Source organism: Eubacterium sp. AF34-35BH (genome assembly GCF_003477765.1).
Taxonomy (GTDB): Bacteria; Bacillota; Clostridia; order Lachnospirales; family Lachnospiraceae; genus Eubacterium_G.
Map to the genome: position 1 here is coordinate 127515 of NZ_QUDZ01000007.1, position 26469 is coordinate 153983.

The 26469-nt window shown below is 32.1% G+C and carries 18 protein-coding genes and 1 riboswitch; of the genes, 17 read left to right on the forward strand and 1 reads right to left on the reverse strand.

Features of this window, described 5'->3' with window-relative positions; all coding sequences use genetic code 11:
- Positions 1-48: 48 nt before the first annotated feature.
- From DWZ69_RS09370 to DWZ69_RS09405, 8 genes are all read left to right on the forward strand, one after another.
- Positions 49-1626, forward strand: a complete 1578-nt coding sequence (locus DWZ69_RS09370; RefSeq protein WP_158573379.1) for a glycosyl hydrolase — start codon at positions 49-51, stop codon at positions 1624-1626.
- A gap of 28 nt (positions 1627-1654) precedes the next feature.
- Complete coding sequence (locus tag DWZ69_RS09375; RefSeq protein ID WP_118436886.1) at positions 1655-3181, forward strand: glycosyl hydrolase; 1527 nt, start codon at positions 1655-1657, stop codon at positions 3179-3181.
- Positions 3182-3344: 163 nt separating this feature from the next.
- Positions 3345-4550 carry a glycosyl hydrolase gene (locus tag DWZ69_RS09380; RefSeq protein WP_118436887.1) on the forward strand — a complete coding sequence of 402 codons (1206 nt, stop codon included), beginning with the start codon at positions 3345-3347 and terminating at the stop codon, positions 4548-4550.
- Between the two features lie 279 nt (positions 4551-4829).
- A riboswitch (Lysine riboswitch) is annotated at positions 4830-5014 on the forward strand.
- 91 nt (positions 5015-5105) lie between these two features.
- A complete protein-coding gene (dapA, locus tag DWZ69_RS09385; protein ID WP_118436889.1) occupies positions 5106-5990 on the forward strand; it encodes a 4-hydroxy-tetrahydrodipicolinate synthase in 885 nt (294 codons plus the stop codon).
- Between the two features lie 95 nt (positions 5991-6085).
- On the forward strand, positions 6086-6841 hold the full coding sequence (dapB, locus tag DWZ69_RS09390; protein ID WP_118436891.1) for a 4-hydroxy-tetrahydrodipicolinate reductase: 756 nt from the start codon (positions 6086-6088) through the stop codon (positions 6839-6841).
- A gap of 86 nt (positions 6842-6927) precedes the next feature.
- A complete protein-coding gene (locus DWZ69_RS09395; protein ID WP_118436893.1) occupies positions 6928-7284 on the forward strand; it encodes a hypothetical protein in 357 nt (118 codons plus the stop codon).
- A gap of 150 nt (positions 7285-7434) precedes the next feature.
- On the forward strand, positions 7435-8205 hold the full coding sequence (locus DWZ69_RS09400) for an N-acetylmuramoyl-L-alanine amidase (protein WP_118436895.1): 771 nt from the start codon (positions 7435-7437) through the stop codon (positions 8203-8205).
- A gap of 329 nt (positions 8206-8534) precedes the next feature.
- Positions 8535-10574 carry an NAD(+) synthase gene (locus DWZ69_RS09405; protein WP_118436897.1) on the forward strand — a complete coding sequence of 680 codons (2040 nt, stop codon included), beginning with the start codon at positions 8535-8537 and terminating at the stop codon, positions 10572-10574.
- Positions 10575-10735: 161 nt separating this feature from the next.
- On the opposite strand, the gene DWZ69_RS09410 is transcribed toward DWZ69_RS09405, so the two are convergent.
- Positions 10736-11173 (reverse strand): hypothetical protein, encoded by a 438-nt coding sequence (locus DWZ69_RS09410; RefSeq protein WP_022166222.1) that lies wholly within the window; start codon positions 11171-11173, stop codon positions 10736-10738.
- Positions 11174-11461: 288 nt separating this feature from the next.
- On the opposite strand from DWZ69_RS09410, the gene DWZ69_RS09415 reads away from it, so the two are divergent.
- From DWZ69_RS09415 to DWZ69_RS09455, 9 genes are all read left to right on the forward strand, one after another.
- Positions 11462-14887 carry a PD-(D/E)XK nuclease family protein gene (locus tag DWZ69_RS09415; protein WP_118436899.1) on the forward strand — a complete coding sequence of 1142 codons (3426 nt, stop codon included), beginning with the start codon at positions 11462-11464 and terminating at the stop codon, positions 14885-14887.
- Entirely contained in the window at positions 14871-18440 is a 3570-nt protein-coding gene (gene addA, locus DWZ69_RS09420; protein ID WP_118436901.1) for a helicase-exonuclease AddAB subunit AddA, read from the forward strand. Before DWZ69_RS09415 ends, addA begins: the two co-directional genes overlap by 17 nt.
- Before the next feature lie 148 nt (positions 18441-18588).
- On the forward strand, positions 18589-19599 hold the full coding sequence (locus DWZ69_RS09425; protein ID WP_118436903.1) for a S66 peptidase family protein: 1011 nt from the start codon (positions 18589-18591) through the stop codon (positions 19597-19599).
- A gap of 23 nt (positions 19600-19622) precedes the next feature.
- Complete coding sequence (locus DWZ69_RS09430; protein WP_117999078.1) at positions 19623-21443, forward strand: S8 family peptidase; 1821 nt, start codon at positions 19623-19625, stop codon at positions 21441-21443.
- A 424-nt stretch (positions 21444-21867) separates the two neighbouring features.
- Positions 21868-22176: a thioredoxin gene (trxA, locus tag DWZ69_RS09435; RefSeq protein WP_117999077.1), complete on the forward strand. Its 309-nt coding sequence runs from the start codon at positions 21868-21870 to the stop codon at positions 22174-22176.
- Positions 22177-22419: 243 nt separating this feature from the next.
- A complete protein-coding gene (locus tag DWZ69_RS09440) occupies positions 22420-23112 on the forward strand; it encodes a response regulator transcription factor (protein WP_117999076.1) in 693 nt (230 codons plus the stop codon).
- Complete coding sequence (locus DWZ69_RS09445; RefSeq protein WP_158561058.1) at positions 23105-24550, forward strand: HAMP domain-containing sensor histidine kinase; 1446 nt, start codon at positions 23105-23107, stop codon at positions 24548-24550. Before DWZ69_RS09440 ends, DWZ69_RS09445 begins: the two co-directional genes overlap by 8 nt.
- Positions 24551-24640: 90 nt before the next feature.
- On the forward strand, positions 24641-25624 hold the full coding sequence (locus DWZ69_RS09450) for a Gfo/Idh/MocA family oxidoreductase (RefSeq protein ID WP_117999074.1): 984 nt from the start codon (positions 24641-24643) through the stop codon (positions 25622-25624).
- Between the two features lie 59 nt (positions 25625-25683).
- Positions 25684-26451 carry a formate/nitrite transporter family protein gene (locus tag DWZ69_RS09455; RefSeq protein WP_118436904.1) on the forward strand — a complete coding sequence of 256 codons (768 nt, stop codon included), beginning with the start codon at positions 25684-25686 and terminating at the stop codon, positions 26449-26451.
- Positions 26452-26469: the final 18 nt, after the last annotated feature.

Genomic DNA, 26469 nt, shown 5'->3' on the forward strand with positions numbered 1-26469 from the left:
CCTTATTAATATTAATTATGATTAATGGAAATAATAAGGAGAGAAACTATGAAACATATTACAAGTTTCCTATTAGCTGTTGCGTTATTAGTGTCATCAATTACATTAATGCCATCAAATAATGTAAAGGCTGCAAGAAATGCAGAACAGTGGAAGAGTAGCGCAATAGTTAGTCCGGAAGAGGGAAAGCTTATTGGAGCAGGTTACATTGACGTAAAGTGGAATAACGACTTAGAAAATGTTAAATCTTATAGCGTTTATGTTGATGGTGCATTAAAGAAAACAGTAGCACCTAGTGGTGAGACAATGAAAGTTGAATTCTACACTACAGCAGTAAAGTCTCACAATGCAAAAATCACAGCAACTTTAGATGATGGAACAACAGTTACAACTAACACAAGAACTTTCTATGTTACAAAGAAGGGGGTTTGTGTAAATGAAAAAGATATGGGTACAGTTGTAGATCCTGTATCAATGAACATTGGTTGGTATTACAATTGGGGCTACAGATCTTTTAAAGATATGGGCTTCAAGAATAAAAAATTCAATAATGTTGAATTCGTTCCTATGATATGGGGAGATAATCCAAAAAGTATTGAAGACAGATGTACATATGCTAACAAGAAAGAGTATAAATATTTATTATCATACAATGAACCGGATTTAACATGGGAATCAGATCAGACACCTACAGCTATGATAAACAGATGGAGAGAAACAATCAGTTATAAGGGTAGCCTAAGATTAGGTTCACCTGCAACTGAAACATTCCAGATTAATTCAGATAAGTGGTGGACACCATTTTGGAATGGTTTATCAGCTTCTGATAAGAGCAATATGACTTTTATTGCGGTACATGCATATCAGCATTATTACAATAATAAAGAAACAGCTTTACAGTATTTACATGCAATAGATGAAATTTACTATAAATACCGTAAGCCAATTTGGATTACAGAATTTGCTGTTGCTGATAGTGGAAACAAGTTCAGTCCAAGTAACTCTAAACATGTTGCACAGGTACAGGAATTTATGAAGATAGTTCTTAAGGGATTAAATGAAAGATCATACGTTGAAAGATATGCATGGTTTGACTTCAATCCAAAGGATGACCAGACCGGTGCATCAGGTATTTTTGATTATGATACAGGAAAACTTACTAAGTTAGGTGAAATTTACGCAAATATTGGTAATCCTGTCGGTTATAATGCAAAGACATACAGTACAGCATACACAACAACACAGAATACATCACTTGGAACATGTGTATCTGCAGTACCTACAACAATTTACAGCTTAATAGGAAAGAAAAAAACTTTCTCATATAGCTTCAAGAAAGTAGACAGAGCTGCAGGATATCAGCTACAGTATTCATTAAATAAGAAGTTTAGTACAAAGAAGAAATATAAGACAAAGTACAAGAATCTTTCAGCAAAGAATACAACAACTATTTCAGGTAGTGTTACTAAGCTTCAGAATAACAAGAGATACTATGCAAGAGCAAGAGCTTACAAAGTAATAAATGGCAAGAAATATTACTGCAAGTGGAGTTCTGTTGTTACAGCAAAAACAAAAAAAGTAAAAGTAAAAAAAGCAAAGAAAACTAAAAAGTCAAAAAAAAACTAGCAAAAAGAAATAATTAAAGAGGCAAGAAATGAAGAAGGTTTTAAAAAAAGTTATATTTTTGGTATTAGCAGTAGCTATGGTGTTGTCTTTTAACACTGTAGCTATGAAAAATACCGTTAAAGCTGCTAATGTAGTTCCATTTCAGGTTACATCTCCAACAGCAAATAAGTTGGTGCCTGCCGGACACGTAACAATTACATGGTCTAACGGGAATAGTTATGGAACAGTAAAAAACTATACAGTTTACGTGGATGGCAAGAAGGAAACAACTACAACATCTACATCTTATGATTTTTATACAACAAAAGTAAATATTCATTCAGTTTGGGTAACAGCTCAAATGACAAATGGCAAATACATGGATACTGCTACAGTTAAGTTTAAAGTATCAAAGAAAGGTATTGCAGCCAGCAAGGCAATGGCAATTGAGTTGGAGCCGGATGATGTCCAGGCATCATGGTATTATAACTGGGAAACTCGTGAATTTAAACAGTTATCTGAATGTACAACACGGCAGGATAAGAATGAAATTGGTGTAAATTTTGCAAATCAGTTTAAGAAAATTGAATATGTGCCAATGGTGTGGTCATCAAATTCTTATTCAAACACATTAAGCAAGGTTCAGACAGCAAAAAATAATGGTTATAAAACTATATTAGGTTTTAACGAACCTGATTTTAAGGATCAGGCAAATATGAATGTTGCAACAGCAATTAGTTGTTGGCCTGCATTTATGAATCAGGGAATGAGAGTTGGCTCACCGGCTACAGGAACATGGCCAACAACAAATACATGGTTCCAGAATTTTATGAGACAGATAGACAGCAATTCAAGTTTAGATGTTGATTTTATAACAATACATTGTTATCCTGAAAATTATGCGGGAAAAGACGGTGCAAACTGGTTCTTAACAAATGTTGTTGAAGCTTGTTGGAATAAGTATCACAAACCAATTTGGATAACAGAATTCTCTCCACAGGGACAGTATGTAACAAAGTCAGGAGAGGCAGAGTTTATTAAAACAGCACTTGAAGGTTTAGATAAGATGGACTATGTTGAAAGGTATTCAGCATTCTCATTTGATGGTGCAGGAACAAACAAGAACACTATGAATTGTGCGCTATGGTATCATTCAACAGGAGCTTTTACAGAGGCAGGAAAGGCTTATTGTAATTATGGTAATCCAACAGCTGAATATGTTGCAGGAAATGCTGTAAATCAAAACAGAAAGATTTCTATCGGCTCAAATACAACAACTCCTAGCGTTGTAAAACCAGCTAAGGCAAAAATAAAATCTGTAAAAAACATTAAAACAAGAAAGATTAAACTTACTTTAAGCAAAACAAAGAATGCTAAAGGTTACCAGATTAAGATTTGTGATAACAAAAAGTTTTCAGGCTACTGGACAAAGAACATAACAAAGACAACTTATACATTTAAGAAAATGGATAAGAAAACAACTTATTACTTTAAAGCCAGAGCTTACACAAAGAAGGGTAGCACAAAGATTTACGGAGCTTGGAGCAAAACAAAGAAGGTTAAAGTTAAAAAATAATAAAATTACTAAGGAAAATACAAAAATAAGACTTAAAACAATTTTTTTTTACCTTGTAAAATTTCATAAAATATTTTAAAATGTAATAAGATTTTTAGAAAAGGGTTATATTAACCCTTTTCTTTTTTGAAAAAATTGCAAAATAAAATGAAGAGGACTTAATATGAACAACAGGAAAAGAAATGTTATAATTGGAATTATTTTAATACTTTTAGTAGTATTGCTAGGTGCCATTGTTGGAACAAGCATTGCCACAAAGAATAGGAAAAATAAAATAAACAAAAATAAAAGTAAATGGAAAACTGAGGCGGTTATTTCACCTGAAAAAGGAAGCTTACAGCCGGCAGGTTATATTACAATAAACTGGAAGTCGGCAGATAAAATGGGACGTGTACATAAGTATCAGATATATGTAGATGATAAGAAGCAGGGAGAAGTTTCAGGCAATAAGACAACTTTTGAATATTACACTACAAAAGTATCAATTCACAAAGTATATATTAATGCAATATTAGACCACGGAAATGAAGTTAATTCTGATGTTTTTGGATTTTATGTTAATAAAAAAGGCTTTTGTATGAACAAGGATATGGCAGAACATGTAAATGCTGATCACTGGAACGTTTCCTGGTATTACAATTGGGCTTTGTCAAAACATAATTATACGTCATTTCAAAAATTACAATTTGTGCCAATGTTTTGGACAACTGCGCCTACTGATAAAGATCAGGCTGAAGTATTGAAATTACGTGGATATAAGTATGTTTTGGCATTTAATGAACCGGATAGAGCAGATCAGTCAAACATGAGTGTAGATGATGCTGTTAGTGGTATGAAATCCATATTGAATCAGGGCTTAATCGTAGGTAGCCCTGCTGCATCAGTTTGGCCTTCAGCTTCAGAAGAATGGTTTCAGCCTTTTATGAAAAAAATGAAACAGGAAAAAATGGATGATGACATGGCGTTTTTAGTATTGCATCACTACTGGAATTGGCATACAAAAGAGGGAGCAGAAGCCTTTTTGAAAATAATAGATGAAACCTGGGAAATGTACAAAAAGCCAATTTGGATTACAGAGTTTGCTCTGAGCGGTGTGCCTGCATGGACTAAACAGACAAGACAGTCTGCAATTGATTATATGAAAATTGTTTTGCCTGAATTGGACAAGAGAGATTATGTGGAGAGATACGCATGGTTTTCATTTGAACCGACAGATTATAAAAACGGTGGTTCTTCATTAATTAATTCATATAAGGGAAAAATAACACAGTTAGGCTACGAATATCAGAAATTAGGAGTGCCTGAGGGCTATGGTAAAAAAGGTCAGGTTTTACAGGAAAAGAACCCTAACGACGATATTATTAAATAATAGAATGTTAATACAGCATTCAAAGTTTTTCCAGCCCGGTGTGCAAAATGACATTGCACAAATACAGGTGGAAAAAGATGTTTTGATGCCATAATCTAAATAGAAATATATTTTAATATTTATTAAATAAATCAGAAAAGCTGAATATAATATTTATATATACAGTTTGTATTGGTATATTTATTTGGAATAATGAAGAATAGAAAACAAAATTTTATAATGCAAATACCATAGTGTTGGGTTGACACTATAGGGTCACAGTGATATTATTAATACAGTTAATATAGTAGAGGTTGCACTGGTTATTAGTAGTACATAGGATGTCCCGGAGACAGAAGATTGTGTACAAAAGGAAGTGGTGCCGAAGGGTGGATATCCGGAATATTTACTCTGGGCGTATGGTTAATAGTCATATGACTGTCATCAATTGATGAAGAGCTAATTGATGGAGGGCTACTTATAAGTATTATATTGAATTCTTATAAGGAGCTTAGGTTTAAGCTCCTTTTACTATGCTTAACAAAATAATACATATTTTTTAGGAGGAAATGTAAAATGTCTATTTTTACAGGTGCAGGTGTAGCGATTATTACACCATTTAATGACGATGATACTGTTAATTATGAAGAATTCGGAAGAATTATTGATGATCAGATTGCTAATAGTACAGATGCAATTATTGTATGTGGTACAACAGGTGAATCATCAACAATGCCTGACGAAGAACACGTTTCAGTTATAAAATATTGTGTAGATAAGGTTGCAGGAAGAGTTCCTGTTATTGCAGGTACAGGTTCAAACTGTACAAGAGAAGCAGTTAATATGTCAAAGAAGGCAGAAGAAGTTGGAGCAGACGGACTTCTTTGCGTAACACCATATTACAACAAATGTACTCAGGACGGCTTATATGAGTATTACAAGGCTATTTCAGATGCAGTTAATATTCCAATTATTATGTACAATGTACCAAGCAGAACAGGTACAACAATCCAGCCTGAAACAGCAGTTAGAATTGCAAAGGAAGTTAAGAATGTAGTTGCTATTAAGGAAGCTTCAGGAAATATTTCAGCAGTAGCTAAATTAGCATCACTTGCTAATGGCTGTATTGATATTTATTCAGGAAATGATGATCAGGTATTACCAATTCTTTCACTTGGTGGAAAAGGTGTAATTTCGGTTTGGTCACATGTTGCACCAAAGAAAGTACATGACATGGTTTATGCATTTTTAGATGGAGACATTGAAACAGCTCAGAAGTTACAGTTAGAAGCAATCGATGTTATCGGCGCTTTGTTCTGTGAAGTAAATCCAATTCCTGTAAAGGCAGCAATGAACATGCTTGGTTATAAGGCAGGAACAGTTAGAGCACCACTTACAGAATTAACAGATGCTCATAAGGAAGTATTAAAGAAAGCATTAAAAGACTACGGTGTATTATAAATAGCAGGATAATATGGCAAATATACAAAGGATATATTGCCAAAAAAATAATTCTTTTTGCAAATGCAAAGGGATTATAGGTAATGGAGGAGAAAATGGTAAATGTAATAATGCATGGATGTAATGGCAAGATGGGTAGAGTTATTACAGACTTAATTAGTAAAGATGAAGATGTACAAATTGTAGCTGGAATTGATGCTTATACAGGTATTGCAAATGATTATCCTGTGTTTAAGTCAATAAAGGAATGTGATGTTAAGGCTGACGCAATAATTGATTTTGCGGTAACAGCAGCTATTGATGATCTATTAGATTATGCAGTTGAAACAAAGACACCTGTTGTTGTATGTACAACAGGTTTGTCTGCACAGCAGTTAGACAAGGTTAATGAGGCTAGCAAAAGTGTAGCAGTCCTTCGTTCAGCAAACATGTCTTTAGGAATTAATACATTAATGAAAATATTAAAAATCGCTACAGATGTTTTAGCTGACAGAGGATTTGATATTGAAATCGTAGAAAAACATCATAATCAGAAGGTTGATGCACCAAGCGGAACAGCACTTGCGTTAGCAGATTGCATCAATCAGGAATTAAATAACGAATATGATTACACATACGATAGAAGTAATGTTCGTGAAAAGAGAAAGAAGAATGAAATTGGAATTTCAGCAGTTAGAGGTGGCACAATTGTAGGTGAACACGAAGTTATTTTTGCCGGAACTGATGAAGTAATCGAAATTAAACATACAGCTTACTCAAAAGCTATATTTGCCAAGGGGGCAATTGATGCTGCAAAATTCCTTGCAGGAAAAGAAGCGGGCATGTACAACATGGCAGATGTAATTGATTAATTTTTGTTGTATAAAATTAAATAAAATGAAAATAATAACTTCATAAAGAAACTGTTAGAAAACAGTGTAAATTATGGAGGTTAGAAATGAAATATTTACGAAATTACTTATTAGTATTAACACTTATGTTGTCAGTATTTACATTTGTTGGATGTGGCAACAATGACAATGAAACAACTACAGTTGAGTCAAATACAACTGACAATAATCAGAGTACAACAAATAACATGAATAATAACACAGATAACAATGGAAATAACAATAATGGTAACGATAATAATGGCGTTATTGATGATATTGGCGATGACATTGAAGATGGTGTAGATGATATTGTTGACGACATTGATGGTAATGATAACGACACAACACAGTCAAACAAAAAGAATAATACAACAAAGAAAAATACAAACAAAAATACAAACAAAAATAATACAACTAAATAGTGTAAATAATATTAATTAAAAACCAACTTTGAAAAGTTTAATCTTATTATATTGAAAAATATAACAGAATTAAATTCAAGAAGTTGGTTTTTTGCAATATTTCCTAATATAAAACATATAATATTATGAAAAAATATTTTTAGGAATAATATGGCATATAAAATAATAATTGATCCGGGACATGGTGGAAGTGATTCGGGTGCAACTTATAATGGCAGACAGGAAAAAGATGATGCCCTTAGAATGGCAATGGCTGTAGGGGATTTACTAAAAAATGCAGGCTTTGATGTAGTTTATACAAGAACAACAGACGTCTATAATACGCCCTTTGAAAAAGCAACAATTGGAAATGAAGCAGGCGGGGATTTGTTTGTTTCATTTCATAGAAATTCCTCCCCAACGCCTAACACATATGGTGGAGTTCAGGCTTTAGTGTATAATGATTCAGGTTTTAAGGGAACTTTGGCAAGAAATATTAATGAAAATCTTGTGGCACTTGGTTTTGAAGACAAGGGCGTTGTGGAACGACCAAATTTGGTAGTTTTGAAAAGGACTAAAATGCCGGCTGTTCTTTTAGAACTAGGTTTTATTAATTCAGATAAAGATAATCAGTTATTTGATGAAAAGTTTAATGAAATAGCTCAGGCAATAGCGGATGGTATAATTGACACTCTAAATTCAAATGGAATAACAGCCTCTCAAATGTCAAGATATACTGTTCAGGTAGGGGCGTTTAGAAATCCTTTGTTGGCAAACAGACAGGCAAATGAACTTAAAATGCAGGGCTTTCCTGTTAATTTGATAGTTGAACGGGGACTTATTAAAGTGACAGTTGGCAATTATAGAAATTTAGATAATGCTGTTGCAACTGAACAGCGACTAAGAGCTTTAGGGTACAATACATTCGTAAGAACAATATAATAAATGTATATTTGAATTAGAATGTTATAATGAAATCGTTCAAATGAACAATTTATGGTATTAGGGCATTATAACAAATGGGTTATAGAATTGGAATGTTCTAATAAATGGGTCGTTGATATTAAAATAATATAATGTTACAATTAGCACAGTATTGTTTAGATAAAAATGTGGATTGTAAATTACAATGTACAAAGCAGTAATCAGGATTTGGGTGTTTTGGCACCCAAATCCTAATAGGAAATACTAAAGAAATTTCCAATTACATAAAGAAACAAATTGGGCAGAAAGGAGAATAGTCCATTAAAAAAGAGTGGATTATATTTAAAATGAATAACGGATTTATAAAGGTAGCTGCCGCTACACCAAAAATAAAAGTTGGCGACTGTAAACACAACGCAGTGGAAATATGTTCATTAATAAGAGAAGCTTATAGAAATAAAACACAGTTAATTGTTTTTCCTGAATTATGTATTACAGGATATACAGCTGGGGATTTGTTTTGGCAAAAGGCACTTTTAGATAATGCAATGAAGGCACTTATTGAAACTATTGTTCCATATACAGAGGGCAAGGAAATTATTGCAATAGTTGGTTTACCAATGATTTTTAAGAGTAAATTATATAATATGGCTGCAGTTGTATATGATGGTGAAATAATGGGCTTTGTACCTAAAACATATATTCCAAATTATTCAGAATTTTATGAGGGAAGACATTTTTCGTCAGGTAAAGGTGTTGAAGGCTTAAAAGATATAACATACAGAAATATTAATGATGATTCATTTATCTCAGGTTCTTATATTTTAAAAAACTTTAAGTTAGAGTCACAGGAAGAATATGACGATGAATATGATGACGAGTACGATGAGGAGTTTGATGAGACAGAGGATACAGTTTCTGTTGGAACGAATCTTTTATTTAAGTGCGTTAATTTTGATAATTTTACATTTTCAATAGAAATATGTGAGGATTTATGGGTTCCAAATCCACCAAGTACAAATCATGCAATGGCAGGAGCTACAGTAATTTCTAATTTATCAGCCAGTGATGAAACAGTTGGAAAAGATACTTACAGAACAGGTCTTGTAACAGGTCAGTCGGCAAGAACTTTGTCAGCGTACATATATGCTGATGCAGGAGAAGGAGAATCAACTACTGATTTGGTTTTTGCAGGTCATAACATTATTGCAGAGAATGGAGCAATTATTGCCCAGTCAGATAAATTTACCAACGGCATTACTTATGGTGAAATTGATTTGGACAAGATTGCTGCTGAAAGAGCAAGAATTACAACATTTGTGTCAGGTCAGGATATTGACAGCGAATATGAAGAAATTGAAATATATTTAGAGGAAGAAAAATTTGATTTCAGTAGAGTAATAGACAATGCACCGTTTGTTCCATCAAACGAAAGTGAAAGGGACAAGCGTTGTGAGGAAATTCTTTCCATTCAGACAATGGGCTTAAAGAAACGATTAGAGCATACTAATTGCAAAAATGCAGTTGTTGGAATTTCAGGTGGCTTGGATTCAACACTTGCCCTTCTTGTTACGGTAAGAGCTTTTGATAGTTTAAATATTGATAGAAAAGGAATTATTGCTGTAACAATGCCGGGCTTTGGAACAACTGACAGAACTTACAACAATGCCTTAAAAATGATAGAAAAATTAGGTTGCACTCTTAAGGAAGTAAATATTGCTGAAGCTGTGAAGTTACACTTAAAACAAATTGGACATGATATAAATATACATGATGTAACTTATGAAAATGCTCAGGCAAGACAGAGAACATATTTGTTAATGGATTTTGCCAATGAATATAATGGCATGGTTATCGGTACAGGGGATATGTCAGAGTTGGCATTAGGCTGGGCTACTTATAATGGTGATCATATGTCAATGTATGGTGTCAATGCAGGAGTTCCAAAAACATTGGTTAGACATTTAGTTAAATACTTTGCAGATACAACAGAAGAAAAGGAACTTGCAAAAGTATTATTTGATGTACTTGACACACCTGTCAGTCCTGAACTTTTACCACCAAAAGATGGCAAGATTTCACAGAAAACTGAGGACTTGGTAGGACCATACGAGTTACACGATTTCTTCTTATATTATGTTTTAAGATATGGCTATAATCCAAAGAAAGTATTGTTCTTAGCCAATGAAGCTTTTAAGGGCATGTATGATAAGGAAACAATATTAAAGTGGCTTAAAACATTTTATAGAAGATTCTTTTCACAGCAGTTTAAGAGAAGTTGTTTGCCTGATGGTCCAAAAGTTGGTTCAGTTGCAGTATCACCTAGAGGGGATTTGCGAATGCCAAGTGATGCCTGCGTAAGACAATGGTTAGAAGAATTGGAATAGCAGATTTATTAATATAATCACAAGAAGAATATAATTATAAATATTTTAAAAGAAATAAAAGGATGAGGCATTTTTGTCTCATCCTTTTTGGTAAAAAAGAGGTAACAATTAAGAAAAATAGGAAAATAAAAATAAACTATAATAAATCAAATATAGGAGGGTTATTTTTTCCCTTTGTTTATAGTGTCCACAATTGCATCATACAACATGGTATATGTATACTTGCTGTCTTTAGAGAATTTTACGTTTTTAACTGACTGACTGTCAACAATCTGATTTGCAATATCATCGAAGGCTGGCTGTACCAGTGGATACATTGTGGAGATTGTATCGCTTACGTTAGTGACGGTAATGGCATTTATGTGATTGTTATCAAGGGTAACGGATATTTCCATAGGATTACCATTTAATGTAACTTGGGAAGTGTAAACTCCGGCTTCATATTGACTATTGGTAGTTTTGGTTTCTTTTTCTCCTTGGTTTTTATTACAAAACATAAATATCAAAGATATTATCAGTACAATACCAAGGAGTACAAACACAAGGGTATAAATAAGCTCCTTTAAATGAAATACCATAAATTTTGGACTTTTTCCCATAATGACTCCTTAAAAAATATTTTATATTTAAGTTTATTAAAAGGAATGAGAAAGTATACATGAAAATAGCAATATTATTAAAATAAATAACTTATAAATTAAAAAAATTACATTAAAGTACGCTGTAATTTGGTATACTATAATAGTGCAAGAAATTTGCTTATTAAAAGATTATGGCAGTATATCATTGTACAATAATATTTAAGGATAGTATTACAAAAATAAAAAAGATAAAGTTATTATAAAAATGTAAAAATTATAAAAGATGATTAAATAAGAGGTATACGTATGGCATTACAATTAATTTTGGGACGAGCAGGCTCAGGAAAATCTTATACTTTAATTCAGGAAATGATAAGTCTTTCAATGAAGATGGAAGAAAAGAATTTCGTGGCAGTTGTACCTGAACAATATTCAATGGAAACTCAAAAAGAAATACTAACATTACATCCTAATCATGGGTGCTTCAACATAGAAGTTACAAGTTTAACCAGACTTGCTTATGCAATATTTGAAGAACTGGGAGTTAATGACTTAAATGTTATGGATGATTTGGGTAAGACTCTTGTAATTAGAAAGGTTTTAGAAGATTGCAAAGATAAGCTTTATGTTTACAAAAACAAAGTAAAAATGATGGGCTTTACCGACAAGGTGAAAACGCTTATATCTGAGTTTAGACAGTATAGCATTAATCAGGAGAGCCTTAATGACATTGAAGGAAAAGTAGAAGATTACCCTACACTTAAATTAAAAATACAGGATTTGGAAATTATAAATAATGAATTTAATAAGTTTATAGAAAATAGGGCAATAACAAACGAAGATTTGTTAAGTCTACTTTGTGAATACATTCCTAAGTCAGAATATGTAAAGAATACATACTTCTATTTTGACAGTTTTACAGGCTTTACACCAATCCAGTACAAAGTCATAGAACAGTTATTAAAATACAGCCCTCATGTTTCCTTGGCAGTAACTTTGCCTGAAGAACAGGTTGATTTTAAAGGTTATGACGCAATGGAACTTTTTAGCTTAAGTAAGGAAACAATTGTAAAGATTAGAGAACTGGCTATTAAGAATTCTGTTGAAATTGAACCTAATATTGTAATTGACTTAGAGCGTAATCAGGCTCAAAAAGAAAATTCAAGATTAGGCAATCTGGCAAAGCCATTAGCTTTTGTGGAAGAAAATATATTTAGAAACACAAAGAAAGCTCAATATAAGGAAAGCAATGACAATATAAGAATTTATGCCTTAAATAATCCTAAAGGAGAGGCAGAATATGTTGCAGGTGAAATATCTAAATTAATTAAAAGCGGTGATTACAGATATAATGACATAGCTGTTATTGCAGGGGATATAGAAAGTTACCATAAGTATATAGAGCAGGCATTTGAAAAATATGATTTGCCATGTTTTATTGACCACAAGGAGGACATTCTTGCAAACAAATATGTTGACGGGATTCTTGCTGCATTGGATGTAATTAATAAGGATTTTTCTCATCAGACAGTTATGCGATTTGTTAGATTAAAATTTATGGAATTAGATGAAAATATGTGCGACATATTTGAAAACTATATTTTGAAATCTAATAGAAGAGGATATAGAAGTTACGTTAAGAACTGGGAGAAAGTATATCCATTTATGGAAGAAGGACATATAGAAATTGTTAATACAATTAGAGAACAGATAGTAGAAGGATTACAGGAACTTAGGGATGAGTTTATCAAAAAAGACGCAACAGTTTTTGAAAGAACCAAAGCAGTATATTTGTTTACTGTAAAACATAACATACAGGATAAAATACAGAAAAAAGCAGAAGAATTTAGGGAGAAGAAGGTTGTTGCACTGGAAAAAGAATATAGCCAAATATATGAATCAGTAATTAATGTTTTTGATAGATTAGTTGCCTTAATGGGTGATGAGATTGTAACTACAGAAGAATATAACGATATTTTAGAAGCAGGACTTTCTCAGGTAAAAATAGGAATTATTCCACCGGGAATCGATACAATTATGGTGGGTAATATTGAGAGAACCAGATTAAAGGACACCAAAAAAATATTATTTTTCCTTGGTATGAATGATGGTATTGTTCCTAAAAACAGCACTCCCGGGGGTATTATAACTGATAGTGAGAGAGACATATTAAAGTCTAAGGATTACAAATTAGCACCAACTACAAGGGAAAATATTTTTAAACAGAGAATATATTTATATTCATTATTTGCCAAACCATTAGAACAGATTGTTTTATGTTACAGCAAGTCAGACAGTGATGGTTCAACTTTAAGAAAATCATATATAATTGGAATACTGGAAAAAATGTTTCCTAATATGAAAGAAAAGCATTTTGAGGAAATAGAAATTCCGGTAAGCCACATTACTAACAAAAAAGTTGCCTTACAGTATGTTGCTGAAAACATTAATGCATATAGAAATGGCGAAGATAATCCGAGATTTAATTATTTAAGTAAGATTTTATTGTCGGATAAGTCAACTGCAAAAATAATGAATTTAATATTAGAAGGTGGATTTTATAATAATAACAGGAATGACTTAATGAAAGAATATGCAAAAAAATTATATGGTATTCCTGGTAATATTGGTATAACAAGACTGGAAAATTATGCTAAATGTGCTTATTCACAGTTCCTTTCTTATGGTTTGAAATTAAAGGAAAGAGAAAAATTTTCAATAGAGGCTTATGATATTGGAAATCTTTATCATATAACTATACAGAAGTTTTTTGAAATGGTGAATAGCAAGCAGCTTCAGTGGAAGGAAATTACTGATGAGAAAAGCAGTGAGTTAATTAAAAAAGCAGTGAAATACACTTTTGAAAAATATGATAATGAAGCTCTTGAAGGTTCAGCAAGAAATGCTTTTATAACTAATCAGGTAAAAGAAATAGCTGAGAAAACTGTTAAGGTGTTAATAAATCATATTAATCATGGAAAATTCAAACCGGCAGAATATGAAATACCATTAGAACATGGAATTGTAGACAGAATTGATACTTATGAAACAGATGATAAGTTATATGTAAAAGTTATTGATTATAAGTCATCAGAAATGGTATTTGACATTACAAAAGCCTATAACGGAATTCAGATGCAGTTATTAGTATATATTAATGATGCGATAAATTACGAAAAGAAGAAAACTTCCAAAGAAATTTTACCGGCAGCAGGACTTTATTTTAATATTAGAGATCCATATATGAATATAAGTGGAACAAATGACTTAATTAAGATGCATAGGGATGTTAATAAAGAGGATACAAGAACTGATGAAGAAATTTTAAAGGAAATAGTTTTCAAACAGCAATTACCAAAATTCCAAATGACAGGAATTGTATGTGACAGTAAGGAAGTTATAGATGCTGTAGATGAAGATGTAGAGAAAAACAATGAATCAAAGATTGTAAAAGTATCTTATGACAAATCAGGCAATCCAAAGAAAACAAGTCAGATTTTAGATGAACAAACATATTCGAAACTAATCAAACATGTATCAAACAAAGCAGATGAGTTAAAGAATGATTTGCTTAGCGGTAAGATTTCAATCAACCCAATAGAGGAACAGTGCAGATATTGTAGCTATAAGGGAATATGCAGATTTGATCAGGCATTGGGAGATAAATACAGACAATTAGAAAGTGTTTCTTTTGGAAATATAGGAGAGTTATTAAATGAAGTGGACAGATAAGCAGTTAGATATTATAAATACCAGAAATCGTAATATTCTTGTTTCTGCGGCAGCAGGTTCCGGAAAAACAGCAGTATTGGTTGAGAGAATTGTAAGCCTTATTACAGATGAGCGTGAAAACATTGATGTAGACCAGTTACTTGTTCTTACATTTACAAGGGCAGCAGCTTCAGAAATGAAAGAGCGATTGAGAGAGAGACTTGAAGAATTACAGGAAAGTAGTAATAATGACAATATTGTAAAACAATTAGCTTTGCTAAATAATGCAACAATAACTACAATTGACAGTTTTTGTGGAAAAGTAGTCAAAGAAAATTTTGATAAAATTGACTTAGATCCTAATTATAGAATTGCTGAAGAAATAGAAGTAGAATTAATGAAAAACGATATTCTCAACAATATTTTGGAAGAATACTATGAAGAAGGTTCGGAAGAATTTTTAGAGTTGGCAAGAAAATATTCAGGTGGGAAGGTAAACGACAGAATATTTAACATTGTAGATACAATTTATAAAAAGGCTAAAGGGGAAATTAATCCGATTCTTTGGGTTAACAATCTAAAAAACAAATATAAGTTTAACAATTTAGATGACATATTAAACGGAGAAGTATATGGGCATGTTTTTAAGTCAACAGTAGACCAGTTAAATAAATGCAGGGAAGATTTGCAAAAAGCAATAGAGATTTCTGAAATGGATGATGACTTAAAGAGTTTTGGACAAAATTCAAAAGATATGTTGGTAGAAATTGATTATTTATTGGAGCAAAAAGATTTTAAATCTTTAGCTAAATATTACGAGAAACTTACATTACCAAGATTATCGACAGTAAGAAAAGGTAATCCTGAATTAAAGTTAAAGGTAAAAACAATAAATTCTTCAGTAAAAGCAACCGTCGAAAAGCTTAAGGATTTGTACTTTACAGAACCGATTGACGAGATTTATGAAGACTTGGTTAATTGCAGAGAAACAATAGATATATTATGCGAGATTACAATAAAACTTATTGAAAGATTTACAGCGGAGAAAAGAGAAAAGAGAATTGCAGACTTTGACGATATTGCTCACATGGCACTTAATATTTTAAATGACATAGATGGCAATGGAAAGTTACAGCCAACAAAAGTGGCAAAGGATATGTCAAAAAACTATAAAGAAATTATGATTGACGAGTATCAGGACAGCAACTATGTTCAGGAAGCAATTTTAACAAGTGTTTCAAAAGGCTATGGCATTAATAATATGTTTATGGTTGGGGATGTTAAGCAGAGCATCTATCGTTTTAGAAATGCAAAACCTCAGTTGTTCCTTGAGAAGTTTTATTCTTATGAAGAAGACTTGCAGGCAGATAATTGTCTGATTACGCTAGATCAGAACTTTAGAAGTAGAAAGGAAATAATAGACAGTGTAAATTTCTTATTTGACAGAATAATGACCCCTAATTTCGGTGACATTGATTATCAAAAAGGACACAGACTTTCTTTGGGAGCACAGTATGAGAAGATTCCTGAAAGACAGGATAATAGAACAGAATTTATCGGTATACAAACCGGCTCAAAAGAAAAAGAGGCTACATTTGTAGCATCTAAAATCAGGGAATTAACGGACCCGCAAAATGGCTTTATGGTTCAGGGAAAAGATGGGAAAATGCGACTTGCCCAGTACAAGGATATAGTTATTTTAATGCGTAGTGTAAAAAGCAATGCAGGCATATATGTTGAGCAGCTTATGAATATGGGAATTCCTGCATACGCAGATTCTAAGAGCGGATTTTTTGATTCAATGGAAGTGGAAACCATTATGAATATGCTTACCATAATTGACAACCCAAGACAGGACATACCATTAGTTTCGGTACTAACAAGTGCTATGTTTAATTTTACAGATGACGAACTTGCAGTAATTAAGGGAGATAACCGTAAGATTTCATTTCTTGATTCTTTATTGGCTTATCAGGAAACAGGAGATGATTCAAATCTTGTTAAGAAAATTTATGATTTCTTTAAGGAACTTAATTATTACAGAAAACTGGATTATAAGAATTCCGTATATGAAATTATAAATGAAATATTAGAACGAACAGGATTTCAGTATTATGTATCAGCCTTGAGCAATGGAAAGAGAAGATATTTAAATATTGAAAACTTAAAGGAGAAGGCTGCAAACTATGAAAAAACAAGTTACAGAGGACTTTTTAACTTTGTAAGATATATTGAGAAGATTAAGGAGTTAGACAGTGACCAGGGGGAAGCATCAACAGTTAATGAAAATGATAACATTGTAAGAATACTTTCAATTCATAAAAGTAAAGGTTTGCAGTTCCCTATTGTTTTCATTTGTGACACTTCAAGTAACTTTGTTGCAGATGCAGGAACTGTAGATATAAGTGACAATGGCTATGCAGCAGTAGATGCCATTTTTCCGGATGTCAAACTAACCGTTACACCTACATATAGAAAGTATGTAAAGGATTTAAACAAACAGGAAAGTCGTATGGAGTATTTACGTCTTTTGTATGTTGCATTAACAAGAGCCAAGGAAAAGCTGATTATAACAGGACGTGTTGGAAGCAAGTATGAAAAGGAATGTGAGGAAGTCATTAATTCAGAAGATACTCCACTAACTTATAATCAGATAATGAACAACAGCTCTTTCTTTAAATGGATGCAATTTATATATTTAAAGAATCAGGTTTTAGTTAATAACAGTTTTGTAACTGAAGATGAAATATCGGAAAATGAAGTAGATCAAATGGTAAAATCTGAATTAAAAAAGATGTTACTTGAAACATGGAATAATGCGGAAGTACCAAAGGATGTTTACGACAGACTTATTAAAGATTTTAATTTTGAATATCCTTATATTGAAGATATTAACCTTTGTTCAAAAGCAAGTGTAACTGAACTGAAAAAAGAAAGTATGGCAGATGAAGAAGCAGAAGATTCTTTAGACAAAATCTTTGAAAAAACTTCTGTTCATAAAGAGACGGAAATTGTTCCACAGTTTATGAAAGAGGACAAGGAGTCTTCGGATAGAATATATGGAGCAGAGCGAGGCACAGCATATCATAGAGTTTTTGAATTAATGGATATAGAAAACAAAGAATATTCAAAAGATATAATTACTAATATGATACAGGCTCAAATTGACAGCAAATTATTAACTAAGATTCAGGGAGAGGCTGTTAATCCTTATGATATTTTAAAATTCACAAAAACAAAGGTTTTTGAAAGAATGGCTAAGGCAAAGGAAAGTAATCAGTTATATAGAGAACGACAGTTCCTTTTAGGAGTACAGGCAAAGGAAATTAAGGAACACTCAAACTCAGATGAGTTAATGATTATTCAGGGTATTATTGACGTATGCTTTATAGAGGATGACAGGTATGTGATTTTAGATTATAAGACAGACAATGTTGACTCAATGGATGAATTAAAGCATAGATATAAGAAACAGTTAGAATGTTACAAATTAGCCCTTGAAAAAATCACAGGAAAAAAAGTTTCTGAAATGATAATTTATTCTGTAAAATTGGGAGAAGAAATGACTATATAAAGAATTATTTTGTAAAACCAAGAAGAGACTACATAAAAGAATATGTAGACTAATAGGTGAAGAATATAAATAATTAGATACAAGCAAAATATAAAGTTTAAAGGAGGCAGGTGTAATTCTAAGCATTACCGGAATTATACGATAATATATGAACATACCAAAATATTTACAAAAAGGAGATACCATTGGGGTTACTGCAACATCTGACGGTATTGTAAACGAATTAAAGAAAAAAAGAGTAGAGAATGCAATGAGACAATTATCTGACAGGGGTTACAATGTAATTGCTACAGATAATCTTTTCAAAAGTGATGCAAGAGGCTGTAGTGGTACAGGAGCTGAAAGAGGAAAAGAAATAAATGAATTAATACATAATCCTAATGTTAGAAGCATTATGTCTGCTGCAGGTGGAGATTATTGTATGGAAATGCTTGAATACATTGATTTTGAGTATTTAAGCAAGGATCCAAAATGGTTTCAAGGGTTTTCGGATAATACATGCATAGTTTATCCTTTAGTTACTAAGTATGATACAGCAGCAGTCTATGGATGTCATGTTGGAGATTTTGGAATGAAACCATGGCAGAAACCTGTAGAGGATGCTTTAGGTGTTATTGAAGGAACAACAAAGAAACTTCATTCCTACGATAATTTTGAAGATGAGAGACATGAGTATGTAAGTGGCTATGAGGGCTATTGTGCAGACAAAGAAGTTAGGTGGGTAAACGGTCGTATGGAAGATGAAATTAGTATGACAGGGAGATTGGTAGGTGGCTGTTTAGATGTAATTGTTTTTCTGTTAGGAACAAGCTATGATGGTACGGAAGAATTTATAAATAAATATAAGTCTGACGGAATAATATGGAACCTTGAAAGTTTCAATATGGAGGATACCACAATTATCACTCATCTTTGGCAAATGAAAGAAAAGGGCTATTTTAAAAATGTTAATGGGTTTATTTTTGGCAGACCGTTAATGTACAATTCCTGGAGTAACAGAACTTATGAAGATGCAGTAATGTCGGTTTTAGATGACTTGGATGTGCCAATTATATTTAACAGTGATATTGGTCACAAAGGCCCACAGTTTCCAATTATAGAAGGAGCTAAGGCAAAAATAATCAGTAGTAATGGAAAGGGAATTCTTGAATATATTTAAAAAAAGATATTTTCGAGTTTTAAATGAATGAAAAACAGGATAACCAACTTAATATAGCTTTGGAGACTTCATTGGAGCAATTGGAAAAATCCCGTGAATTATCAGCAGGTTATAATGTGGAAAATGATTCCTGGGATTTAATTATCAAATATTTCGGAGACATAGGCACAATTGAATCTTTAGTTAATAGAATAAAACCTTTATCAGGTGGCTATGCAACTGCTAATGCAAACAGAATTTTTGTAGATGAAATAGCAAATCTTCCAAACGTAATATTTGTGGAAAAACCAAAGAATCTGGAATTTGCTGTTTTAAACGGAAAAAGACAATCCTGCATAAATGAAGTTCAAAATGATTATTTTCAGCTGGATAATGAAACAGAGCCAAGTAATGAAATAAGGCTGAGTAATGAAGTACTACAGGATAATGAAACACAGTCAGATGTAAGACGACAAATAGGAATAGATGAAGAAACCTTTGAAAATAATAATGTACCATTATTCGGTAGAGGTGTTCTTATCGGTATAATTGACAGCGGAATTAGTTTTACAAACAAAGCCTTTATAGATGAAAGTGGTAATACAAGAATATTAAGGTTATGGGATCAGCAAACAGACAGAGTATATACAAGTGAAGACATTAATAGAGCCTTGGAAAGCAATAATCCTTATGGGATAGTTAATTCAAGAGATGTATCAGGTCATGGAACACATGTTGCAGGTATAGCAGCAGGTAATTTTGCCACAGACAAAAACAATAATTTAGGAATTGCAACAAGAAGTGATTTAATAGTGGTAAAAATGTCTGTGGATAATGAAAATTCATTTCCAAAAACTAATCAGTTAATGGAAGGCGTTGACTTTATTATAAAAGAAGCGAACATTCTGGAGAGACCGGTTGTAATAAATATTAGTTTTGGAAACACATACGGTTCACATGATGGAACATCTTTACTTTCAACATATTTGGATAGTGTTGTAGACAGTAACAGGGCAGTTATTGTTGTTGGAACAGGTAACGAAGGGGGAAGTTCAGGCCATAGCGGAGGATATTTGGAACAGGAGCCGGTGGAAGTGGAATTGCAAATATCAAATTATGAGAGGGCATTTAGCATACAAATTTGGAAAAACTATGTTGATAAATATAATGTTAGTCTCATATCTCCGTCAGGAGAAAGTACATCAATATTTAGCAGGGAAGGATACATTTATAAGGAGCAATTAGAAGACACAAATATAAATGTTTTGTATGGGACGCCAAAACCTTATAGCATTTTTCAGGAAATATATATTAGTTTAATTCCTAAAAGCAATTACCTTGATGCAGGAATTTGGAAAATAAAATTATTTCCTAATAGAATTGTAAATGGACGATATGACATGTGGCTTCCAGGCCAGGAGAAAATTAATACGAACACAAAATTTTTAAGACCTGACCCATATACAACTCTCACAATTCCATCTGCAACTAACAAAGTAATATCTGTAGGGGGCTATAATGGAAGAGATGATACCATTGCTACTTTTTCAGGAAGAGGATATACAAGAGAGTACAATATGGTGAAACCTGACATTGTTGCACCGGCTGTAAATATTGTGTCAGCATCCAATAATGGAGGAATAACAGTAAAAAGTGGAACTTCAATGGCTGCACCTTTTGTTACAGGAGCAGCAGCGTTGCTAATGGAATGGGGCATTGTAAATGGAAATGACAGATTTTTATATGGTGAAAAGGTTAAGGCATATTTAATTAGAGGAGCAAGACCTTTAAGCAGTAGAGAGGAACAACCAAATCCACTGGCAGGCTATGGTGCTCTATGCCTTTCAAGAAGTTTTCCTGAGTAATATTATTATAAATTATAAGTATATATAATATACTTAAAAAGCATAAAAGACAATAATCAATAGGCATTAGACATAGAAAAGAAAAAGTCTAGAATTAAATTACACATTGAAGAGTTATGTTTTAATAATTTTCAAGGCTTGACGGAAATATATTAGTACAGGAGATGGAGGTAAAAATGTCATATTATGCTTTAAATTTATATATCTTTTTATGTTGAAACATTTCCGTAAAAAAGTTAAAATCAGAATGAGTATAATTACATATTAAGACTGGTTATACTATAAAAAAACAAATAGTTGAAGAATAAACATCAATTAGCTAAATGATTAATAATCAATAAAAAGCAATTGGTTAATATTTAACAAACTAAACAAAATAATTTAAAAAATTAATAGCTAAATAAACAGTTAGGAGGAGAATATTATGGCAATTATTGAAGTAAATAAAGATAATTTTGAAGAGGAAGTTTTAAAGTCTGATAAGAAAGTGTTAGTTGATTTTTGGGCAGACTGGTGTGGACCATGTAAAATGTTAAGTCCTGTAATAGATAAGCTTGCAGAAGAATTAGATGATGTAAAAGTATGTAAGGTAAATGTTGATACAGAGCCTACAATTTCAATTGAGTACAATATTATGAGTATTCCAACATTAATTGTATTTGAAAATTGTGTTGAGGTAAACAGATCAGTGGGACTTGTATCAAAAGAAGAAGTTTTAGAATTACTAAAATAAAACTGCTTGTGTGAAAATATTAAATTAGCATTAAATTACAGTAATTAATAGCAATTTAAAGATTAATGGACACATTATATTTTTATTCTATCAATTTATTAAGATACTATATAAGAGATAGAGTATGGATAGTTGTAATAGATTGCTGTGATAATGGTTTAATAATCGATGGTTTAGAAATCTGCAGTATATTACAGAATTTTTACTGAAAGATGGAGTTTTAAGATACGAGGAGATTAACTGATGAAAATTAATAGAACAATACTTATTGTTGAAGATGAAGAAAAATTAAGAACAACTGTAAGTGATTTTTTGAAATTATATGACTATAACATTATTGAAGCAAAAGATGGTGAAATGGCATTGGAACAATTTGAAAAAAACATTCACTCAATTGACTTAGTTTTACTAGATATAATGCTTCCAATTTATGATGGTCAGTATGTTTTACAGAAGATAAGAGAAACATCAGAGGTTCCAGTTATTATGATGACAGCAAAATCGGGAGATGTGGAACAGGTAAAAAGTTTTGGAAATGGTGTAGACGATTACATTAAGAAACCGTTTATGTTAGCTCTTTTGAAAGCAAGAATTGAAGCAGTTTTAAAAAGAACATACAAATCAGAGAACAGATATGAGAAGCTTGAAGCTGGCAAACTTTCATTGGATTGCAAAGCAAGGAAAGTGTATGTAAATAACCAATATATAGTTACAACACCAAAGGAATTTGATTTGTTAAGTTTCTTTATTGAAAATCAAAATGTCACTTTGAAAAGAGAGCAGATTCTTGATGCTGTATGGGGACCGGATTATGACGGGACTTATAGAACAGTTGACACAATTGTAAAACAGATAAGAATAAAATTAAGTGATGAGTGTCCATATATTAAATCAATATATGGCATTGGTTATATTTTTGAGGTTGAAGATGTTTAAAACAATAAAAAGCCGAATGATAATTATGCAGACAATTACAATATTTTTTATATTGGGTATATTGTTTGTTTTATTTAGTGCATTTGCTGAGGATTATTATTTCAGCAGAAAGATTGGGGTAATTAAGCAATCGTTCAGCACACTGCAAAAAGAGGATATATCTACTCTTACCTATAAAAACAGGTATATTATTTCTTATGAAGAACAGAAGTTGAGATTTGTTATTGCAAATGAAAAATTTGAACCAATATATGTAACGTTAAAAACAAAGAATTTTAAGTCTATGACACAAAATGCAAATGCAAAAGCAAAGGTTGAAAATAACATTGTCAGTAGATTGTATAGATTCTCTGAGAAAGAAATAGTTACAAATAATGGTGTGGGAAAAATTTCAGGGCGTGGAATAATAACTCAGAATGGCAACAAATATTATTTATATGTATATGAATTAAAAAGTAATATGAAAATACATTTATCATACTATAAGTTATTCTTTGGGATAATGTTAATTCTTGTTGCTGTAGTTGGAGTAATTGTTTCTGTTGTAATTTCTAACCGTATTTGTAAGCCAATAAGACAAATTGAAGAAAATACAAAACTTGCTGTAAAGAATAACTTTGAACTTAATATTAATGAAAATCAGGAATTTGTTGAACTTTCCAGTTTAGCACATAGCATTAATATTATGTTATCAAAAATCAGGGAACAGATTACTGAATTGGAAAATGAAATAGAAAATAAAACAAAAGTTGAAAATCTCAGAAAGCAGTTTGTAAACAATGTTTCCCATGAAATGAAAACTCCACTTGCCATTATTTCAAGTCAGGTGGAAATGTTAGAACTATTGCAGGATAAGCAGAAAAAGAAGGAATATTGTCAGTCTATCATAGAGGAAACGGAGAATATGTCTCAAATGATTAATGACATGATAGTTATATATTCAATGCAAAGTGCAGAGGAAGAGTTAATGGTTGTAAGTGCTGATATTAACGAACTTGTAGAATTCACTTGTAGAGATTATGATAAGCTTTTCTTTACGAAAAACATTTCTCTTCATGAAAGCTATACTGAAAAATGTATGGCAGAAGTTAATGAAAGATTTTTCACTCAGGCAGTAAGTAATTACATAACAAATGCAATAAAACATTGCAAAGAAGAAGGTAATGTTTACGTTAGAGTTATGTCTGGCGAAAACAATATTAAAGTCGAAGTTGAAAATGATGGAAAACATATACCTGAAGAAAACATTGAAAATATTTGGAACATGTTTTATCAGGGCAACGACAGTGCAACCTTAAATGGACAAAAAGGCAGTGGACTTGGTCTATATCTTGTAAAAAGCATTGTAGAGTTACATCATGGAAAGTACGGGTGTGAAAATGTTGAGAACGGTGTTGTTTTCTACATTGAATTACCTAAAGTGCAAAAAAACAATTAATAGAAAATTGAAATAAGTTAGTGCCAACGGTATAATCCTAATAGGTATAAGGTGAAACGTTAAGTAACATTTATAGATTAGGAGGAAATTATGATTAATTTTGCAACTGTTGGCACTAATTTTGTTGTAGATTGGTTTATTAAGGCAACTTCAAAATGCGATAGCTTGAAATACAAGGGAACATATTCAAGAAATATTAATAAAGCAAAAGAGTTCGGTGAAAAGTACGGAAGCACTCTTTTCTTTGATGATTTAGATGAGTTGGCAAAATGCGATAGCATAGACGCTGTTTATATTGCAAGTCCAACATCCTTTCATTTTGAACAGGCTCTTAAAATGATTGAAAATAAGAAACATGTATTTGTTGAAAAGCCTATGGCAAGTAATAGCAGGGAAGTGGAAATTTTAATTGAAAAAGCAAATGAAAACAATGTGGTTTTAATTGAAGGTATGCGCCCTGTTTATGATGATGGCTTTAAGGCGGTGGAAAAGGCCATAGAAAAAATAGCTCCTGTAAGAAGAGCAAGCTTTAAGCTATGCCAGTATTCATCAAGATATAATAAGTTTAAAAACGGTATTGTGGAAAATGCTTTTAACCCTAAATTTTCCAATGGAGCGATTATGGATATTGGAGTATATTGCGTTCATCCAATGGTAAAATTATTTGGCATCCCTGAGCAAATTGATGCAAGCGCCATTATTTTACCGGATAGTATAGACGGAGAAGGAACTATATCCCTTAAGTATAAGGATATGTTGGCAGACATAACCTATTCAAAAATTTCAAATGGTTTTACACCAAGTGAAATACAAGGTGAAAAAGGAGCAATTTTAATTGAAGCAATAGATAGTCCAAGACGTGTAATAGTTCGTTACAACGATGGAACTACAGAGGAAGTCTATAACGTAGAGTTAGACAATAATCTGGTATTTGAAGCGAAAGAGTGGGAGACAATGATAAATAGCCATGACTATAGTGATAAACATAGCAAATATTCACTTATGGCACTTCAAATTATGGACAAGGCAAGAGCAATTCAGGGGATAGTTTTCCCTGCAGATAAAAAACACTAACAATTTGTCGGAAAATCTGTTAGAATACTACAGGAAAAAAATTTAAAGAGGTATAAAAAATGTTAAACGCGAAGCAGGCAACAGTAAAATATTCAGAAGGAGGAATGGGAAAAACAACCATGCCATTAGGTAAAATGTTTGCATTGGCATTTATGGCAGGTATGTTTATTTCATTTGCAGGTGTTGCATCATCGGTTGCTGCAACAACAGTAGAAAATGCATCACTTGGAAAGTTAATAGCAGCATTAGTATTCCCGGCAGGACTTGCAATGGTAATACTAAACAATTCAGAACTTTTTACAGGAAACAACTTATTAATTATTTCAGTATTAGATAAACGCATCAAATTCTATTCAATGCTTAAAAACTGGATAGTAGTATATATTGGAAATTTTGTTGGTTCTATTTTTGTTACAGGTGGTTATGCATTAGGTCATGAATTTTCATTATTTAACAACGGTGTAGCAAAGAATATTATGACAACAGCAGTTGCAAAATGTAATCTTTCTTTTTCAGATGCATTTATTAAAGGTATATTCTGTAACATATTAGTATGTGTGGCAGTTATGATGGCACTTACTGCTGAAAGAGTATCAGGCAAAATTATGGCATTATTCTTACCGATTATGGTATTCGTTATTTCAGGGTTCGAGCATAGTGTTGCAAACATGAGTTATATAAGTGGTGGCTTATTAATCCACTCACAGTATGGTAGCCTTGGATTAGATACAGCAGGTCTTACATGGTATAACTTTATAGTAAGTAACTTAGTTCCCGTTACACTTGGAAATTGTACCGACCCCCAAAAGTTAGACCTAAAAATCTAACGATTGGAGGTCGGTATT

Excerpts from the sequence above, each read along its gene's own strand:
- DWZ69_RS09440 (WP_117999076.1), top strand. The coding sequence starts at position 22,420 with ATGAAAATTAATAGAACAATACTTATTGTTGAAGATGAAGAAAAATTA.
- DWZ69_RS09450 (WP_117999074.1), top strand. The coding sequence starts at position 24,641 with ATGATTAATTTTGCAACTGTTGGCACTAATTTTGTTGTAGATTGGTTT.
- DWZ69_RS09405 (WP_118436897.1), top strand. The coding sequence starts at position 8,535 with ATGAATAACGGATTTATAAAGGTAGCTGCCGCTACACCAAAAATAAAA.
- DWZ69_RS09410 (WP_022166222.1), bottom strand. The coding sequence starts at position 11,173 with ATGGGAAAAAGTCCAAAATTTATGGTATTTCATTTAAAGGAGCTTATT.
- trxA (WP_117999077.1), top strand. The coding sequence starts at position 21,868 with ATGGCAATTATTGAAGTAAATAAAGATAATTTTGAAGAGGAAGTTTTA.
- addA (WP_118436901.1), top strand. The coding sequence starts at position 14,871 with ATGAAGTGGACAGATAAGCAGTTAGATATTATAAATACCAGAAATCGT.
- DWZ69_RS09430 (WP_117999078.1), top strand. The coding sequence starts at position 19,623 with ATGAATGAAAAACAGGATAACCAACTTAATATAGCTTTGGAGACTTCA.
- DWZ69_RS09445 (WP_158561058.1), top strand. The coding sequence starts at position 23,105 with ATGTTTAAAACAATAAAAAGCCGAATGATAATTATGCAGACAATTACA.
- DWZ69_RS09395 (WP_118436893.1), top strand. The coding sequence starts at position 6,928 with ATGAAATATTTACGAAATTACTTATTAGTATTAACACTTATGTTGTCA.
- DWZ69_RS09375 (WP_118436886.1), top strand. The coding sequence starts at position 1,655 with ATGAAGAAGGTTTTAAAAAAAGTTATATTTTTGGTATTAGCAGTAGCT.
- dapB (WP_118436891.1), top strand. The coding sequence starts at position 6,086 with ATGGTAAATGTAATAATGCATGGATGTAATGGCAAGATGGGTAGAGTT.
- DWZ69_RS09400 (WP_118436895.1), top strand. The coding sequence starts at position 7,435 with ATGGCATATAAAATAATAATTGATCCGGGACATGGTGGAAGTGATTCG.
- DWZ69_RS09425 (WP_118436903.1), top strand. The coding sequence starts at position 18,589 with ATGAACATACCAAAATATTTACAAAAAGGAGATACCATTGGGGTTACT.
- dapA (WP_118436889.1), top strand. The coding sequence starts at position 5,106 with ATGTCTATTTTTACAGGTGCAGGTGTAGCGATTATTACACCATTTAAT.
- DWZ69_RS09370 (WP_158573379.1), top strand. The coding sequence starts at position 49 with ATGAAACATATTACAAGTTTCCTATTAGCTGTTGCGTTATTAGTGTCA.
- DWZ69_RS09455 (WP_118436904.1), top strand. The coding sequence starts at position 25,684 with ATGTTAAACGCGAAGCAGGCAACAGTAAAATATTCAGAAGGAGGAATG.
- DWZ69_RS09415 (WP_118436899.1), top strand. The coding sequence starts at position 11,462 with ATGGCATTACAATTAATTTTGGGACGAGCAGGCTCAGGAAAATCTTAT.
- DWZ69_RS09380 (WP_118436887.1), top strand. The coding sequence starts at position 3,345 with ATGAACAACAGGAAAAGAAATGTTATAATTGGAATTATTTTAATACTT.